A 15973-nucleotide genomic window follows, 5' to 3' on the forward strand; every position below is an offset into this window, starting at 1 on the left:
TTTATCCCACCATTCCCATTAGATATACTACCGTGAAGATGAACACCCACACGACATCGATAAAGTGCCAGTATAAACTCGCTACATAAAACTTTGGTGCATTGTACAAGCTTAATCCCCGTTTGGCATTGCGGACCATCAATGCAATAATCCACATTAATCCGAAAGCAACGTGGGCGCCATGGAAGCCGACTAAAGTATAGAAGGCGGAACCAAACGCACTGCTTGTAAATGTATGACCATAGGCGTGAACATAATGATAAAACTCATAAATTTCCAGTCCAAGGAAAGCTAATCCCAGCAATACTGTGATTAGAAGCCACGCCTGCATACCCTTGAAGTTATAGTTTTTCATATGATACATAGCATATACACTTGTTAATGAACTGGTCAATAAAAGCATAGTCGCGATAAAGGCAAGCGGAAGATCAAATATATCCTTCGCAAGTGCATGATCAGGACTTGGAACACTGTCTTTCAAAGCTAAATAAGTAGCAAACAGCGAAGCAAATAATACTGTCTCCCCACCAAGGAAAAACCAGAATCCCATGAACTTGTTCTTGGCTTCCAATGTGGCCTTTTCAGGGGCTGCCGGCCAAGTTTTAGGTGTAAATTTTTCTTCAGTATGCATTATGCATTACCTCCTTTGTCAGAATCATCAAGAAGGTCTTCTTTATGAACGTGGTAACCATGATCATCAATAACGGATCTAAAGAACATTGCTCCGAGAGTGACCAGCATACCGATTACAAGCACAGGAATAGCCCATGCCTTGTCGTCCACTCTGTACATAGCTCCAAAAGCGGCTATGAATAGTCCAAGAGACATTACAAATGGAAGTATTGAATTGTTAGGCATATGAATATCACCAAGCGGTTCTGCCGGAGTATATTCTTTCTTCCCTTCCATCTTTTCTAGCCACCAAGCATCAAGTCCGCGTACAAGCGGTGTCTGCTTGAAGTTATAGAATGGAGGAGGAGATGGAATTGCCCATTCCAATGTACGGCCGTCTCCCCAAGGATCATTGCCGACTTTCACACCTTTGACCTGAGTCATAATGATGTTATAAAGCAATACAAGAACTGCCACTCCCATAAATGCAGCACCAATGGAACTTACCAGGTTTCCTGTTTCGAAACCTTGACCAGGCAAGAATTTCCAAATACGACGGGGCATCCCCATAAGACCAAGGAAATGCTGGATGAAGAATGTTAAATGGAAACCAATGAAGAATAACCAGAAAGAAATCTTTCCTAAGAATTCATTCAACATTGTACCGAACATTTTCGGCCAGTAGAAATGTGTTCCTGCCAATAGTGCAAATACTACCCCGCCCACGATTACATAGTGGAAGTGAGCTACTACGAAGTAAGTATCATGGAACTGATAGTCAGCTGCTGCTGATGCAAGCATGACACCTGTTACTCCACCTGCTGTAAAAGATGGAATGAACGAAACAGCATACAGCATCGGAGTAGTGAATAAGATGCTTCCGCCCCAAAGCGTTAACAGCCAGTTGAAAATTTTGATTCCCGTAGGAACAGCAATAGCCATTGTAGCTACAGCAAAGATTGCGTTTGCGATAGGCCCCAGTCCAACAGTGAACATGTGGTGAGCCCATACCATGAATCCTAAGAAACCGATAAGTACAGTAGCAAAAACCATTGAAGAATAACCAAACAAACGCTTTCTTGCAAATGTTGGTATAATCTCCGAGAAGATACCGAATGCCGGCAGGATCAGGATATATACCTCAGGATGCCCAAAAATCCAGAAGAAGTGTTCCCAGATAATTGTATTTCCACCTGCTGCAGAATCAAAGAAGTTAGAACCGAACATACGGTCGAACATCATTAAAAACAGTCCGACAGTAAGAGCCGGGAATGCGAATAAAATTAGAGCTGATGTTACGAATGCTGTCCAAGTGAATAAAGGCATACGCATATAAGTCATACCTGGAGCACGCATAGTAATGATGGTTACCAGGAAGTTGATACCGCCTATAAGCGTACCGGCACCCGAAATCTGAAGGCCGAGTACATAGAAGTCGATTCCATGCCCTTCTGAGTGCAGTGATAATGATGCATAAGATGTCCACCCTGCATCAGGTGCTCCACCAAGGAACCAAGATAAGTTTAAGAATACTCCTCCAAAGAAGAAGAGCCAGAAACCCAGTGAGTTCAAAAATGGAAATGCAACATCACGCGCGCCTATCTGCAAAGGAACAATTGCATTTAGAAATGCGAATATGAGCGGCATGGCTGCCAGGAAAATCATGGTTGTCCCGTGCATTGTCAAAACTTCATTGTATAAGCCTGCGCTGATAAAATCACTATTAGGAACAGCAAGCTGAATACGTATTATCAAGGCTTCTAGTCCACCCAGCAAGAAGAAGAATCCCCCTGACACCAGGTAGAGTATAGCTATCTTCTTGTGGTCCACTGTTGTCAAGTAGTCCCAAAGAGTGGCGCCGAAGCCTTTCTTTTGTGCATAGCTACTCACGATTAAACCTCCCTTTTACTTTCCCCAATTAATCTTGTACTTTTAAGCCCATTAGATATTCTGCCAGGGCGTCTAATTGCTGTTCATCCAGTTCATCATACGTTCCCGTCATCTTATTGCCGGGTTTATATTGTTCTGGATCTTTCAGCCAGTTTTTTAATTCTTCTTCATTATGTGTTAGAAAACCTGCTATACGTGTACGCTCACCGAAGTTGGCAAGGTTTGGCGCAAGACGGGCCTGTTCAGGTCTGTCATCCTGACCTGATACCGCGTGGCAGCTCAAACATTTTTGATTGAAGATTTCCTGTCCTTGCTGCGCCAGTTCAGTTGTAGGAGCAGGCGCTTCTGTTTCCTGCATAGCTGATACCCAGCTGCCGAATTCATCTTGGGAGATCGCTTTTACTTTGAAATCCATCAAAGCGTGTGACGGTCCGCAAAGTTCAGCACATTTTCCATAGAATACATTTTCAACATTTTCCGCAGCTTCGCTGTCAAACTCCAGGAAGAACGTATTGACATTATCAACATTTGTATCAATCTTACCGCCTACTGCCGGAATCCAGAATGAGTGCTTGACATCAGAAGCTGTAACATTAAAGTATACTTTTCTGTCAGTAGGCACCACTAGATCCTGGGATGTGATGATCCCTTGATCAGGATATTCGAATTCCCACCAGTACAAGTTGGCGCGGACATTAACCACAAGCGCTTCACGGTTACCTTCCGCATCCTTCTTCTCCATAGCTTCTGTATCAGCCAGTTTGAATGTAGCTGAAACAGTAGGAACTGCCAATATCAATAGAAGGATAATTGGGACAGTCGTCCAGATTACCTCTAATGTATGGCTTCCTTCCACCTGCTTAGGAATTCTGTTTTCGTCGCCTTTTTTTCGACGGAAACGTGTAATAGCAATAAAATAGACAACTGCAACTACCAGTATAACGAGAACCATGATTACGGTAGATAAGATCATAAGATCGTATTGCATCTGTGCCACTTCACCGGCTGGCTGTAATGTAGAAACAAATGGCTCTCCACAGCCGGAAAGAACGAGCGCCATCAGCGTGAAAAGCGATAATAGACGCCATTTAGATAGCCTTGCTTTCATAGCTTAATCAAACCCCTCTTTCGTGTAATGTACTTTTGGTAAAACAAGGACTGAAACTTATTTTATATGGATTTCCTATAGAAAGAATTCCCGAATTCATTAAATGACTGTTACGATGACCATCGCTACAAAAAGGATAGTCAAGTAGTTTAGAGAATAAACAAACATGAGCCTTGCCCATTTTAAATCATCCTTCATTCTATATCCTGAAAGCGCCAGAGCTAACCATCCAAGATTGAATGCTGTAGCTAAAATGAAGAAGGGTAGGCCGAGATCCCATAAAAAGAACGGAATCGGAAGCAGTGCAGCTACCCAGGCGACGCTGTGGTGTTTAGTGACTTTGAACCCTTTAACAACTGGAAGCATAGGGATGTTCGCAGCCCTGTATTCTTCACAGCGTTTCATAGCGAGGGCATAGAAATGCGGAGGCTGCCAAATAAATACTATCGCAAACAGCATCCAGGCCATCAGGCTAAGATCAGCATCAACTGCAGCCCATCCAATAAGCGGGGGCACCGCACCCGAAATACTTCCAACAACCGTGTTGCTGACATGCTGTCTTTTGGACCACATGGTATAAAGAACAACATAACTGAAGATACCGATGATTCCTATAACACCAGCAGTCACAGTAGTCATAAATAAAAAGACTGTCCCTAACGCAATCATAAGCAGACCAATCAATAGAGCTCTGCTTCCTGTTATCTTACCGGTAACAGTAGGGCGTCCTTTGGTTCTCTCCATCAAATGATCAATATCGCGGTCAATAAAATTATTGATGCTGCAAGCTCCACCCATGACAAGAGCTGATCCTGCCAAAGTAAGAAACATTGTATCAAGTGAATTAAGAAAATGTGTATTAGTAAAATAAAAGGCTAACCACATACCAGTGAATGTTGTAATTAAATTGGAATTAACAATACCAATTTTTATAAGGGCCAAAAAGTCTTTCCAGGCTGTAGTAACTCTAATATCTGTATCTTTCATATCTGCAATTACTCTGCTGTTAGACATCTTTTCCCCTCCTCTCTTTTAAATAACAGAGGCTTCCCCACCTCTATACTATAAAGGAATTTCAAAACCATTTCTATAACCATGCGGGAATTTAATAGATTTCCTCACTAAAATCTGAAAAAAAGATCTGCACAGCCTGAGAATTTTTTGAAATTCCAGCTGTCAATATTATATTAAACCACAGATTTTTTTCTAAATGGGAATTAGAACGGAATGAAATATGGCGATATTGTGTCATCCAGCTTCCTTTCAACATTATAGTTTATTTCACAGAAACATCATATCATAGTTTCCTTTGAAACGCTTACAGACATTCAACGTTTTTATAACAATTCATTAATCCTCTTTAACTGCCTATCTCCGGAATAAGCACCTGGAGGAGCATAACTCTCTATTTTCTGTAACATTTTATCTGTTGTTTTTTGATGGTTTATTCGGTATCATCTTAGAGGCGTACATTTTTGCAGTATACCTTTTTAGACGTAATTTCTAGTGTTTTATAATGTATTGATAAGTTAATTCAGGTTGATTATTAGTTTCAGAGTTTAATTAAAGTAGGTGAATAGATTGCATAAAGGTTTAAAATGGTTAAGCGTTATTACAACCCTTGGAATGCTTTTCGTTTTACTCGGCGGTGCCCTGGTAACCAAAACCGACTCAGGAATGGGCTGCGGCCGGTCCTGGCCGCTGTGCCATGGAGAGTTTGTTCCAAGTGATATCACCTTTGAACTGCTCGTTGAATTATCCCACAGGCTGGTTTCCGGAAGTGTGGGGATCCTCGTACTTGTACTGGCTGTCTGGTCATGGAAAGCCATCGGGTATAAAAGGGAAACAAAGCTTCTAGCTGCCTTATCTTTTTTCTTCCTGCTGGCACAGGCGCTTATAGGAGCTGCGGCTGTTATTTGGTCACAATCTGATTTTGTACTGGCACTTCATTTTGGGATCTCATTGATTTCTTTCGCGGCTGTTTTACTATTAACCTTGCTGATTTTTGAAGTGGACAAAAGATTCGACGCCGACAAGGTGGTCATCGACCGCAAGATGAGGTTTCATATCCTTGGCATCACCCTTTACAGTTACATTGTCGTCTATACCGGCGCTTTAGTCAGGCATACAGACTCAAGTCTGGTCTGCAGGGACTGGCCTTTATGCCTGAACGACAGCCCAGGGCTGCCTGGGAATATGTATGAATGGATTCAAATGGGCCACCGCTTTGCGGCTGCCATCATTTTCTTCTGGATTGCTTACGCCGCATACCTCGCAGTCAAGAATTATAAAGACCAGAAAGTGATCTACTGGGGTTGGATCATTGCCTTTATTCTTGTAACCCTTCAGGCTACTACAGGTGCCTTGACGGTCATCACAAGATTGAATCTTGTGATTGCTCTTGCACATGCATTGATCATCTCCTGCTTGTTCGGGCTGCTATGCTATTTGATTCTCCTTGCCTCCCGCAGCAAGCTCCGTCAGTAATGTTCTGGCAACAAAAGATGCCGTCCCTAATGGGACGGCATCTTTTGTTAGATTCGATCTATTTCTATAAGTAAATCTCCCGGAGCAATTGCATCCCCGCCTTTTACATGGATATCTCTTATAGTTCCAGTGAAAGGCGCCTGTACAGTGGTTTCCATCTTCATTGCTTCGTTGATGAGAAGGTGGTCTCCCTGACTGACTTTTTCTCCCTTTCCAGCGATTACCTTAATGACCGTTCCCGGCATGGTAGCTCCTATATGGTTCTCGTTTTTCGGGTTCGCTTTCGGCTTCAAGGCTACCGAAGCTTTAATGCTTTCATCTTTGATAACCACTTCCCTGGCCTGTCCATTAAGTTCGAAATACACAATCCTAGTTCCATCTGCTTGAGGCTGGCCGACAGAAATCAGTTTGACGATCAAAGTCTTACCAGTTTCTATTTCAACCTCTACTTCCTCGCCCAGCCTCATTCCATAAAGGAAAGTCGGTGTATCAAGGACTGAAATATCACCAAATGCTTCGACAGTCTTGCTGTATTCCATGAAGACTTTAGGATAAAGGGCATAAGCTATGGCATCAAAGCTTGTCACTTGACGGTCAAGATCCTTGAACAATTTTTCTTTCAACTTGTCAAAATCTACATCATCAAGCAGTTCCCCGGGTCTGACCGTGATTGGTTCTTTTCCTTTAAGAATGGCTTTTTGCAGATTTTCCGGAAACCCTCCATAAGGCTGTCCCAGATACCCTTCAAACAGCTCAATTACCGAATCAGGGAAATCGATTTTTTCTCCCCGCTCTATCACGTCGCTTTCGGTTAAATCATTCTGAACCATGAATAGAGCCATATCCCCTACTACTTTAGAGGAAGGCGTCACTTTGACGATGTCACCGAACAGGTGATTCACCCTTGAGTACATTTCTTTGACTTCTTCCCAGCGGTCTCCGAGCCCCACTGCTTTTGCCTGCTGCTGAAGGTTGCTGTATTGGCCGCCTGGCATTTCATGCTCATACACCTCTGTATGGGAAGACATCATGCCGCTCTCAAAATCACTATAATATTTCCTGACATCCTCCCAATAGTGGGAAAGTTTTTCAAGTGACTGTACATTCACTTTTGGTTCTCTATCCGTTCCATCAACTGCATAATACAGCGAATTTGCACTTGGCTGGGAAGTTAACCCAGACATGGAGCCTAGAGCAGTATCAACGATATCCACCCCAGCCTCTATTGCTTTTGCATACATGTAGATCCCGTTTCCGCTTGTATCATGGCTGTGAAGGTGAATCGGCAGATCAACGGTTTCTTTCAGCTCGGAAATCAGTCGATAAGCTGCCTGAGGCTTCAGCAGTCCAGCCATATCTTTGATAGCAAGGATATGGGCGCCTTGAGCTTCCAGTTCCTTTGCCAAATTCTTATAATACTGTACATCGTACTTTTGTCTGGACGGATCAAGGATATCACCTGTGTAACAGATAGCCGCTTCTGCAATCTTGCAATTCTGCCTTACAGCGTCAATCGCTGTCTCCATTCCCTGAACCCAGTTAAGACTATCAAAAATCCGGAAAACATCTATACCAGTAAAAGCTGATTTTTCCACAAATTCCTTGATGACATTATCAGGATAATTTTTATAACCGACCGCATTCGAAGCCCTGAGCAGCATTTGAAAAAGAACATTCGGAATTCTCTGCCGCAGTGAAATGAGCCTGTCCCATGGGTCTTCCTTAAGGAAGCGGTATGCCACATCAAAAGTCGCTCCTCCCCACATTTCATAAGAGAAGAGATCAGGCATCAAACGGGCTGAAGGTTCAGCAATGGATTTCAGATCAGTGGTTCTCACCCTGGTTGCCAGCAAGGATTGATGTGCATCCCTGAAAGTTGTATCGGTCAGAAGTACATTTTTTTGTTCTCTGATCCAGTTAACCAGACCTTCAGGACCTTGCCTGTCAAGAATTTGCTTGGTCCCCTCCTGTAAATCAGGCAGTTCTTTTAAATGAGGGATCCTCGGCTTATCAAACACCGGCTTTTTCTTCTTTTCAATCCCAGGGAAACCATTGACGGTAACATTTCCAATATAGGAAAGCATCTTTGTTCCCCTGTCTTTCCTTTTAGGGAATATGAATAGCTGAGGTGTTGTATCAATAAAGGACGTATCATACTGCCCCGTCAGGAATTGGTCATGTTTTATCACATTTTCCAGGAAAGGAATGTTCGTTTTGATGCCCCTAATCCGGAATTCCTGAAGGTTGCGGACCATTTTCGATGCGGCTTGATCAAACGATAAAGCCCATGTAGATACCTTAACAAGCAGTGAATCGTAGAATGGGGTAATAATCGCCCCTTGATACCCGTTACCAGCATCGAGCCTTACACCAAAACCGCCTCCTGAACGGTAGGCCATAATCTTTCCTGTATCCGGCATGAAGTTATTCAACGGGTCCTCTGTAGTTACCCTTGATTGAATGGCATAGCCGTGAATCGAAATTTTCTCTTGTGCCGGTATACCGATTTTACTTCCATGCAGTTCATTTCCTTCAGCAATCATGATTTGAGACTGTACGATATCCACACCGGTGATCATTTCAGTAATTGTATGCTCTACCTGCACCCTTGGATTTACTTCAATAAAATAGAAACGGTTATCTGCTACAAGGAATTCAACTGTACCCGCATTCACATAGTCTACATTTTTCATCAATTGAACTGCCGCATTGCATATCTCGTCCCTAAGCTCTTCATCCAGTGACACACACGGTGCAACTTCCACCACTTTTTGATGCCTGCGCTGAACCGAGCAGTCTCTCTCAAATAAATGGATGATATTTCCCTGCTCATCCCCTAATATCTGAACTTCTATATGCTTTGGATTCTGCACAAACTTTTCTACATACACTTCATCATTTCCAAAAGCTGCTTTTGCTTCTGATTTGGCTCTCTCAAAGGACTCTTTCACCTGGTCGGGTCCATGGACGATTCTCATTCCTCTTCCGCCGCCTCCAAGTGAAGCTTTAATGATGATAGGATAACCGTGTGCCTTCCCGAATTGGACTACTTCCTCAAGTCCGTTGACCGGTCCGTCGCTGCCCGGTATAACCGGTATATTGGCAAGCTGGGCCTGATGCCTGGCCTTTACCTTATCTCCGAACATATCGAGATGGTTGGAATGGGGACCTATAAAGGTAATGCCTTCTTCTTCACATCTTCTTGCAAAATTTATATTCTCAGACAGAAAGCCGTACCCGGGGTGAATGGCATCTACATCCGCCTTTTTGGCAATTTCAATGATTCCCTCGATATCAAGATAGGCGTCAATCGGTTTTTTTCCCTCCCCAACAAGGTAGGCTTCATCTGCTTTATAACGGTGGTAGGAACCCGAATCCTCTTTAGAATAAACCGCAACGGTCCTAAGATTTAATTCTGTACATGCACGGAAAACTCGAATTGCTATTTCTCCGCGGTTGGCCACTAGAACTTTGTTAAATTTCCTCAAATTATACCTCTCCTTTTAGCAATAATCTTGTATGTAAATAAACATGCAGCTGCAGAAAAACCAAATAGGAAATTTTTAATTTTTCAAACAAATCTGCTTATATAGAAGGGCTGATCACTAAGGAGTTTCTTAAATAACCAGCCCATTCTTTCTAATGATGGATATTATAAACATTTTTCACTTCACTGCTGGTGTTGGCAGCAGAACTTTCTTTTTTGTCTCGGTATTTTTCATCATATTTAACAAACATCGATACATTCACCAGGACACCCATAGAAAGCGAAAGCACCAGAAGGGATGAACCTCCATAACTGACAAATGGGAGCGGGACACCGGTTATAGGTATCACACCGGATACCCCTCCAAGATTGATGAATGCCTGAAGGCCGATCATACTTGAAATTCCGACAGCAAGCATAGTGCCGAAAGGATCCCGGCTCTTCACTCCAGTGTATATGCCCCGAAGTACGATGTATGAAAGCCCCAGAATGACAAAAGCAACTCCCAGGAGCCCAAGTTCCTCTACTATGATGGCCATTATGAAATCGGTGTGGGATTCAGGCAGATAACCGAGCTTCTGGATGCCTTGTCCCAGTCCAAGACCTTGAAGTCCCCCTGCGCCTATAGCCAAATAGGAATTGACAAGCTGGTATCCGTCACCCTGTGCATATTGAAAGGGATCAAGATAGGCTTGTATCCTCCCCACTCTTTCTGTCGTGAAAATATAATTTCTGGCCAGATATATGAAAGGCGAGACCACAACGAGCAGACCCGCACCCAAGGCACCAAGCTTTAAAAGCATCTTAAGGCTTATGCCTGAGCATAAAATCACGAAACAGCCAATCACAAAGATGATACCAGCTGTTCCATAATCAGGTTCAAGAAAGACCAGGAAACAGATAAAGCCAAAAATCAGTAATGGCGGCATAACTCCCACATTCAATTGATCTATGTAGTCCTGCTTCTTAGCATAAACTGCAGAGAGATAAATGATGACCGATAACTTGGCAAATTCAGAGGGCTGAATCTGCATGATGCCTATGTTGATCCAGCTTTGAGCACCATTCACTTCAACCCCGACGAAATGGACAGCCAGCAGAAGTCCGATTGTGCCGAACAGCACTGCCTTTAGAGGAAACTTAAACCTCGTAAACGCTTTGTACGGGAAAACAGCTGCCAATAAGAAAGCCGAGAGCCCGACTAAAATATTAAACAACTGTTTTTTATAGAAGTGATCACTGCTGGTTTCATAGAACTCTACAGCTGTCACCATGCTGGCGCTGTAAATCATAATCAATCCGAAAAAGCATAAGAAAATATAAACTGCTATCAACGAGTAATCGTACGATTTTAATATTTTTTTTATAAGCATAGTCTCTTCCTATCCCTTTTTTAGAAATATTCTATTTAAATAGTTAAAATCCTGCTATTCTCTTTAAATAGAAACATTATTGACGGGCTAGTAAAAAAACCCAAACAACCGCATGCTTTTGTTTGAGTTTTCACTATTATTTATTTTTTAGTAGAAGCTTCATGCAGGGCAGAAAGCTCTCTTTCTAAAGAATCCATAAGGGTCTTTCCATCTGTTCCGTCTACTAATCCCAGGCGGACAGCAAACTCTATTTCACGGGATAATCCGAACATTTGAGTATCCAACACTTCCTCATATAAAGGACATTGGGGCATCGTTAAATTATCCATCTGTACTTTTATAAGCTTTAATATTTTCTCTGCGTCAGCCTTCAGCAGCTGATAGGCTTTTTCACGATGGTCGATTTTCATCTCAGACGCCATAATGATCCCCCCATTCCGTACAAATAGCGACTCTCTTATCTTAAAATTTTATCGCTAAACCGAGTAAATTGCAAGGAAAAAAGAAAAGAGGAAGCGGCCGGGCAGAGAGTTTTTAAATTGTATGCTGCCCTCCTGGGATAGAGGAGAACCATTGACGAAATGCTTTTTTGAGTATGAGGGATTCATATTAATAGGAGGCTGAAATTAATAAGGGTTTCCCGTGTTATTTCAGAATGAATTTGAGAATAGGAATTCGCGGCGATTTTCAGGAAGGATCAGCGTGAAGCTGGAGGTAGAATGAAAAGACTTCCGGGAATGGAACAATCACTTGTTCGCGGCTCTCCAGGATATTATTGAAGCCGGTAATTTGTTTAATCATAAGTGCCATATCTCTTTTCTTATTTAGTTACTGCGCTTCCTAATTAATTGGACAGTGGCAGGTTTTTCCACCTTCCATCATGACTGCTTCCGGACGAACCAGCCAATTTAGCTGATTTAACGTCTTATTCATACTTCCGTCTAAAAACCGCCTGCGCGTCCATCAAATTTAAAAGATGCTCCATTTATATTCGGAACCCATCAGTTCAAGCAGCCTTAATCCTGCAATGCTATTTCCGGTTTCATCAAGAGCCGGGCCGAAAATCCCAATTCCGCACTTTCTTGGAACAGATCCCATGATCCCCCCGGACACACCGCTTTTTGCGGGAATTCCTACTTTTATAGCAAACTCACCGGACGAATTATACATCCCGCACGTCACCATGAACGTTTTGCAAATACGGGCAACATCTCTTGTAATCAACTGCCTGCCGGTTACAGGATCGATTCCGTCATTGGCGAAGACTGCACCAATTTTAGCAAGGTCCTGACAATTCATCTCGATTGCGCACTGCTTAGTATAAAGGTAAATCAAATGTTCAATATCCCCCTGTATAACACCATGCTGTTTCATAAAGTACCCCAGGGAACGATTCAGAAACGCTGTATTAAATTCAGACTGAGCTACTTCAGAGTTATAAGTTACTTCATTATCTCCGGTCAGTACCCTGACAAAAGCAAGCAGCCTCTCCCACTTTTCTTCATTTGTGGAACCTTTGATCATATCTGTCACCGCAAGTGCCCCGGCATTGATCATCGGATTCAGCGGCTTGGACACCTTATTTGTTTCCAATTTCACAATGGAGTTAAAAGGATCACCTGTGGGCTCCATCCCGACCTTTGAAAAGACCTCCTCTTCTCCATAATCCATAAGCACAAGTGCAAGGGTAATCACTTTGGAGATGCTTTGCAAAGTGAATTTTTCCAGGTAATCTCCTGCTGAGAAGAATTCGCCGTTCAAAAAACAGACAGAGACAGAAAGATTACCTTTATTCTCCTTTTTTAACGCAGGAATATAATCTATCAGTTTTCCTTTGGCAGATATCGGCCGTGCTTCCTCGACCATTTTTGTTAAGATATCATCGTTTATATACATCAGAAACCTCCTATCCCAAGGTTGTTATCTTTTATCTTTTCCCAACATAGATGACCGTTACTCATCGGGAGGGCAGGATAGATGTGAAAGCGGTATATTATCTGATATACTAAGGGTATAACACAGATGGAGGGAAGCAGATGGATACTTCAATTGTACCTTTGACAGGAAAGGTGAAATATCAAATCACACTAGATCCAGGTGTCTGGATTTTCGATGACAGAAAAGTCGATCTAAATACATATTTTCAAGATGAAGAAAAAGCGAAGAATGAGCTGGATGAGTATACCAAAAATATGTCCAAAAACTGGACAAGGGAAATCCAGGAAGGCGCAACTTCACCCCCTACTTTAAAAACGGAGAAGAAATATGAAAAAGAAAGGATCATGACAGGAACTTTTGGCATTCCATTGGATCCGTTCTTGAAAAACGCCCAGCCTGATAAGGATGCTGATACACTCATTATCCTGACCGAAGACCCCGGTAATGAAGTTAGTTTCCCTCTTGCCAAGAGCAGTGAAATCATCTTCGGCTTCTCAAAAGATGGCAAACCACTGAAGGAGGACGGACCGGTCCATGTTTTCTTCAAAGATGGCTCTAACCTTGATAATCCTATCAAGAGTGTGCGGGGAATTAAAGTTAAGTAACTTATAACTTAAGATAATAATTCCTTTTATGCGGGTTTCATCCCTGAGCTTGCTGAGGAAATGAGTGTAAACGGTTTTGGAAAACTCGTTAACATCACATTGAGATAATTGTTCATAAAAAAACGATTCAGCGTGCAACAACTGAATCGTTTTTTCATATGGTAATAATGTATTTTTCAGCTGCTCACAGTATATCGGCTGCCAGCTGAGCCAGTCCGGACCTTTCTCCTTTCATCAGCTTGATATGACCAGCAACAGGATGATCCTTGAATTTTTCAACCACATACGTCAGGCCATTATTATATTCATCAAGGTAAGGGTGATCGATTTGCGCGGGATCCCCCATAAGAACGATTTTACTCTTTTCTCCCACGCGGGTCAGGATGGTTTTTACTTCATGCTTTGTAAGATTCTGGGCCTCGTCAATAATGATAAATTGCTCAGGTATGCTTCTTCCCCTGATATAAGTCAGCGCCTCTACTTCTATTGAGCCCATGCCAGCCAGTATGTCGTCCAATTCACCTGGTTTTTTCGTGTTGAATAAATACTCCAGATTATCAAATATCGGCTGCATCCAAGGTCTCAGCTTTTCTTGCTTTTCACCAGGTAAATATCCTATATCTTTTCCCACAGGAACAATCGGCCTTGCAACTAAAAGCTTTTTATAAGCTTGAAGATCTTCGGCTTGCAGCAAGCCAGCAGCAAGAGCTAAAAGAGTCTTCCCGGTTCCTGCCTTGCCCACCATGGTAATCAAAGGGATGTCTTCCCTTAAAAGCAGTTCTATTGCCATTGTCTGCTGTACATTTCTCGGTTTGATTCCCCATATATGATCCTGGTCATACACCAGCTTTTTCACAAATCTGCCTGTAATATCCACGACACCTACGGCTGAAGCAGAACTCCCCAATGAATCTTTCATCAGGAGGAATTGGTGAGAGTAAAAAGGGTGCTGAGTGATATCTGCTAATGGTATTTCACCCTTTTCATAAAATTTATCAAGCAGCTCCTTTGGAATGTAAATTTCAATGAAACCGCTGTATATATCACTTACATCTACTACCCTGTCGCTTAAGAAATCTTCCGCCTGCAGACCCAGTGCATCTGCCTTGACCCGGACCAAGGTGTCCTTGCTGACCAATATAACTTGTCTTCCATCTTCTTTTGTCTCTTCTTCGAGTGATAAATTTTTGGCCACAGCCAATATACGGTTATCATTTGTTTTCTCTACAAAAATTTCCTGCAGCTGATGAAAGGACCGGTGGTTCAACTCTATACGCAAAGTTCCGCCATTATAAAGCGGAATACTTTCATGGAGCTTTCCTTGCTGCCGTAAGCTATCAATTATTTTTGATACATGTCTTGCATTGCGCCCAATTTCGTCCATATAACGTTTTTTGCTGTCCACTTCTTCCAATACTACTGCGGGAATGATTACTTCATTATCTTGAAAGGAAAAAACTGCTTGCGGGTCTTGCAATAAGACATTGGTATCCAATACATAAATTTTTTTCAAATCGATGCCTCCTGCTCCTCTATTCTTATACTATTGTATGTAGACCCTCTTCATCCGGTTATTACTAAAGAGTCCACTTAAATAGGACGGCCCGTTGCTAAAATATATGAACTAAGGAATAAATATAGAAGAAGATTACACAATAAGAAATACAGATATACTAATCGGAGGTTGCATAATGAAAAAATGGCTAACAGTAATTTCACTCATCATCCTGATTTCAGGGTGTAATCAGCAGAACAATCAGACCGCTTACGATAATCAAGGAAATGGCGATAATCCACGCCCGATTAATGTAGAAAACAGTGAAATACAGAATGAGCAGCAAAATGAATCAAGCCAGAAAATATCGGAAAATCTGGTCAGAATCGCTACTTCCGTACCTGATGTTGAAGATGCCACAGCAGTTGTATTAGGAAAATATGCCTTTGTTGGCATTGATGTCAATTCAGCTGTTGAAAGATCTGAAGTAGGTACAATAAAGTATTCAGTTGCAGAGGCCTTGAAAGACGACCCTCACGGAGCACGAGCCATGATTGTGGCTGATCCGGATCTTTATGCACGACTGCAGGAAGTCGGCAGCGACATCGAAAATGGAAGGCCTGTCCAAGGTGTGCTGAACGAACTATCGGATATCGCTGGGCGATTGATGCCTGAACTTCCTAAGAACACACAGCAGAATAATCCTGATAATGCTCCTGAACAATCCACAGATAAAGCAGATGGACAGGAAGAGAGACAGCTTGAGGAAGAACAGCAGGATCAATCAAACAATTATATGAACAGAAATCAAAATAACAATCAATAAAGAACGATGTTTTCGCATATCTTGCCGCTTTCGGATATCCCTTGATACTAGGGCTCTCTCTAAGCGGGATTGCTAACCAGGTTATTCCAACGAGTTAAGGTTCATTAGAATTAGTAACCTATAGCAGCAAAGTTTTCAATAAGAGCCTGAAA

12 protein-coding genes are annotated in these 15973 nt (G+C 42.4%); 3 read left to right on the forward strand and 9 right to left on the reverse strand.

Annotated features, from left to right (window positions below):
- Position 1: 1 nt before the first annotated feature.
- The 4 genes from FZC79_RS02255 to cyoE all read right to left on the reverse strand — a co-directional run bounded on the left by FZC79_RS02255 (position 2) and on the right by cyoE (position 4624).
- Positions 2-631, reverse strand: coding sequence for a cytochrome (ubi)quinol oxidase subunit III (locus FZC79_RS02255; protein WP_148945250.1), 630 nt, complete (start codon positions 629-631; stop codon positions 2-4).
- Complete coding sequence (gene ctaD / locus FZC79_RS02260) at positions 631-2502, reverse strand: cytochrome c oxidase subunit I (RefSeq protein ID WP_148945251.1); 1872 nt, start codon at positions 2500-2502, stop codon at positions 631-633. Before ctaD ends, FZC79_RS02255 begins: the two co-directional genes overlap by 1 nt.
- Before the next feature lie 28 nt (positions 2503-2530).
- A complete protein-coding gene (gene coxB, locus FZC79_RS02265; protein WP_148945252.1) occupies positions 2531-3610 on the reverse strand; it encodes a cytochrome c oxidase subunit II in 1080 nt (359 codons plus the stop codon).
- A gap of 99 nt (positions 3611-3709) precedes the next feature.
- Entirely contained in the window at positions 3710-4624 is a 915-nt protein-coding gene (cyoE, locus tag FZC79_RS02270; RefSeq protein WP_148945253.1) for a heme o synthase, read from the reverse strand.
- Positions 4625-5191: 567 nt separating this feature from the next.
- On the opposite strand from cyoE, the gene FZC79_RS02275 reads away from it, so the two are divergent.
- Positions 5192-6097 (forward strand): COX15/CtaA family protein, encoded by a 906-nt coding sequence (locus tag FZC79_RS02275; RefSeq protein ID WP_148945254.1) that lies wholly within the window; start codon positions 5192-5194, stop codon positions 6095-6097.
- Between the two features lie 47 nt (positions 6098-6144).
- Here FZC79_RS02275 and pyc read toward each other — a convergent pair whose 3' ends face one another.
- The 4 genes from pyc to glsA form a co-directional block, all read right to left on the reverse strand.
- Positions 6145-9585: a pyruvate carboxylase gene (gene pyc / locus FZC79_RS02280; RefSeq protein ID WP_148945255.1), complete on the reverse strand. Its 3441-nt coding sequence runs from the start codon at positions 9583-9585 to the stop codon at positions 6145-6147.
- Positions 9586-9736: 151 nt separating this feature from the next.
- On the reverse strand, positions 9737-10957 hold the full coding sequence (locus FZC79_RS02285; protein ID WP_148945256.1) for an FtsW/RodA/SpoVE family cell cycle protein: 1221 nt from the start codon (positions 10955-10957) through the stop codon (positions 9737-9739).
- Positions 10958-11097: 140 nt separating this feature from the next.
- Positions 11098-11379: a YlaN family protein gene (locus FZC79_RS02290; protein ID WP_148940427.1), complete on the reverse strand. Its 282-nt coding sequence runs from the start codon at positions 11377-11379 to the stop codon at positions 11098-11100.
- A 547-nt stretch (positions 11380-11926) separates the two neighbouring features.
- Positions 11927-12853 carry a glutaminase A gene (gene glsA / locus FZC79_RS02295; RefSeq protein WP_148945257.1) on the reverse strand — a complete coding sequence of 309 codons (927 nt, stop codon included), beginning with the start codon at positions 12851-12853 and terminating at the stop codon, positions 11927-11929.
- Between the two features lie 140 nt (positions 12854-12993).
- Between glsA and FZC79_RS02300 the strand changes: the two genes are divergently transcribed.
- Positions 12994-13500 (forward strand): peptidyl-prolyl cis-trans isomerase, encoded by a 507-nt coding sequence (locus tag FZC79_RS02300; RefSeq protein WP_148945258.1) that lies wholly within the window; start codon positions 12994-12996, stop codon positions 13498-13500.
- A 184-nt stretch (positions 13501-13684) separates the two neighbouring features.
- On the opposite strand, the gene FZC79_RS02305 is transcribed toward FZC79_RS02300, so the two are convergent.
- A complete protein-coding gene (locus FZC79_RS02305) occupies positions 13685-15013 on the reverse strand; it encodes a PhoH family protein (protein ID WP_148940432.1) in 1329 nt (442 codons plus the stop codon).
- A gap of 178 nt (positions 15014-15191) precedes the next feature.
- Between FZC79_RS02305 and FZC79_RS02310 the strand changes: the two genes are divergently transcribed.
- A complete protein-coding gene (locus FZC79_RS02310) occupies positions 15192-15821 on the forward strand; it encodes a YhcN/YlaJ family sporulation lipoprotein (protein WP_148945259.1) in 630 nt (209 codons plus the stop codon).
- The last annotated feature ends 152 nt before the right edge of the window (positions 15822-15973 follow it).

Origin of the sequence: Rossellomorea vietnamensis (assembly GCF_008180615.1) — a bacterium.
Classification (GTDB): domain Bacteria; phylum Bacillota; class Bacilli; order Bacillales; family Bacillaceae_B; genus Rossellomorea; species Rossellomorea vietnamensis_D.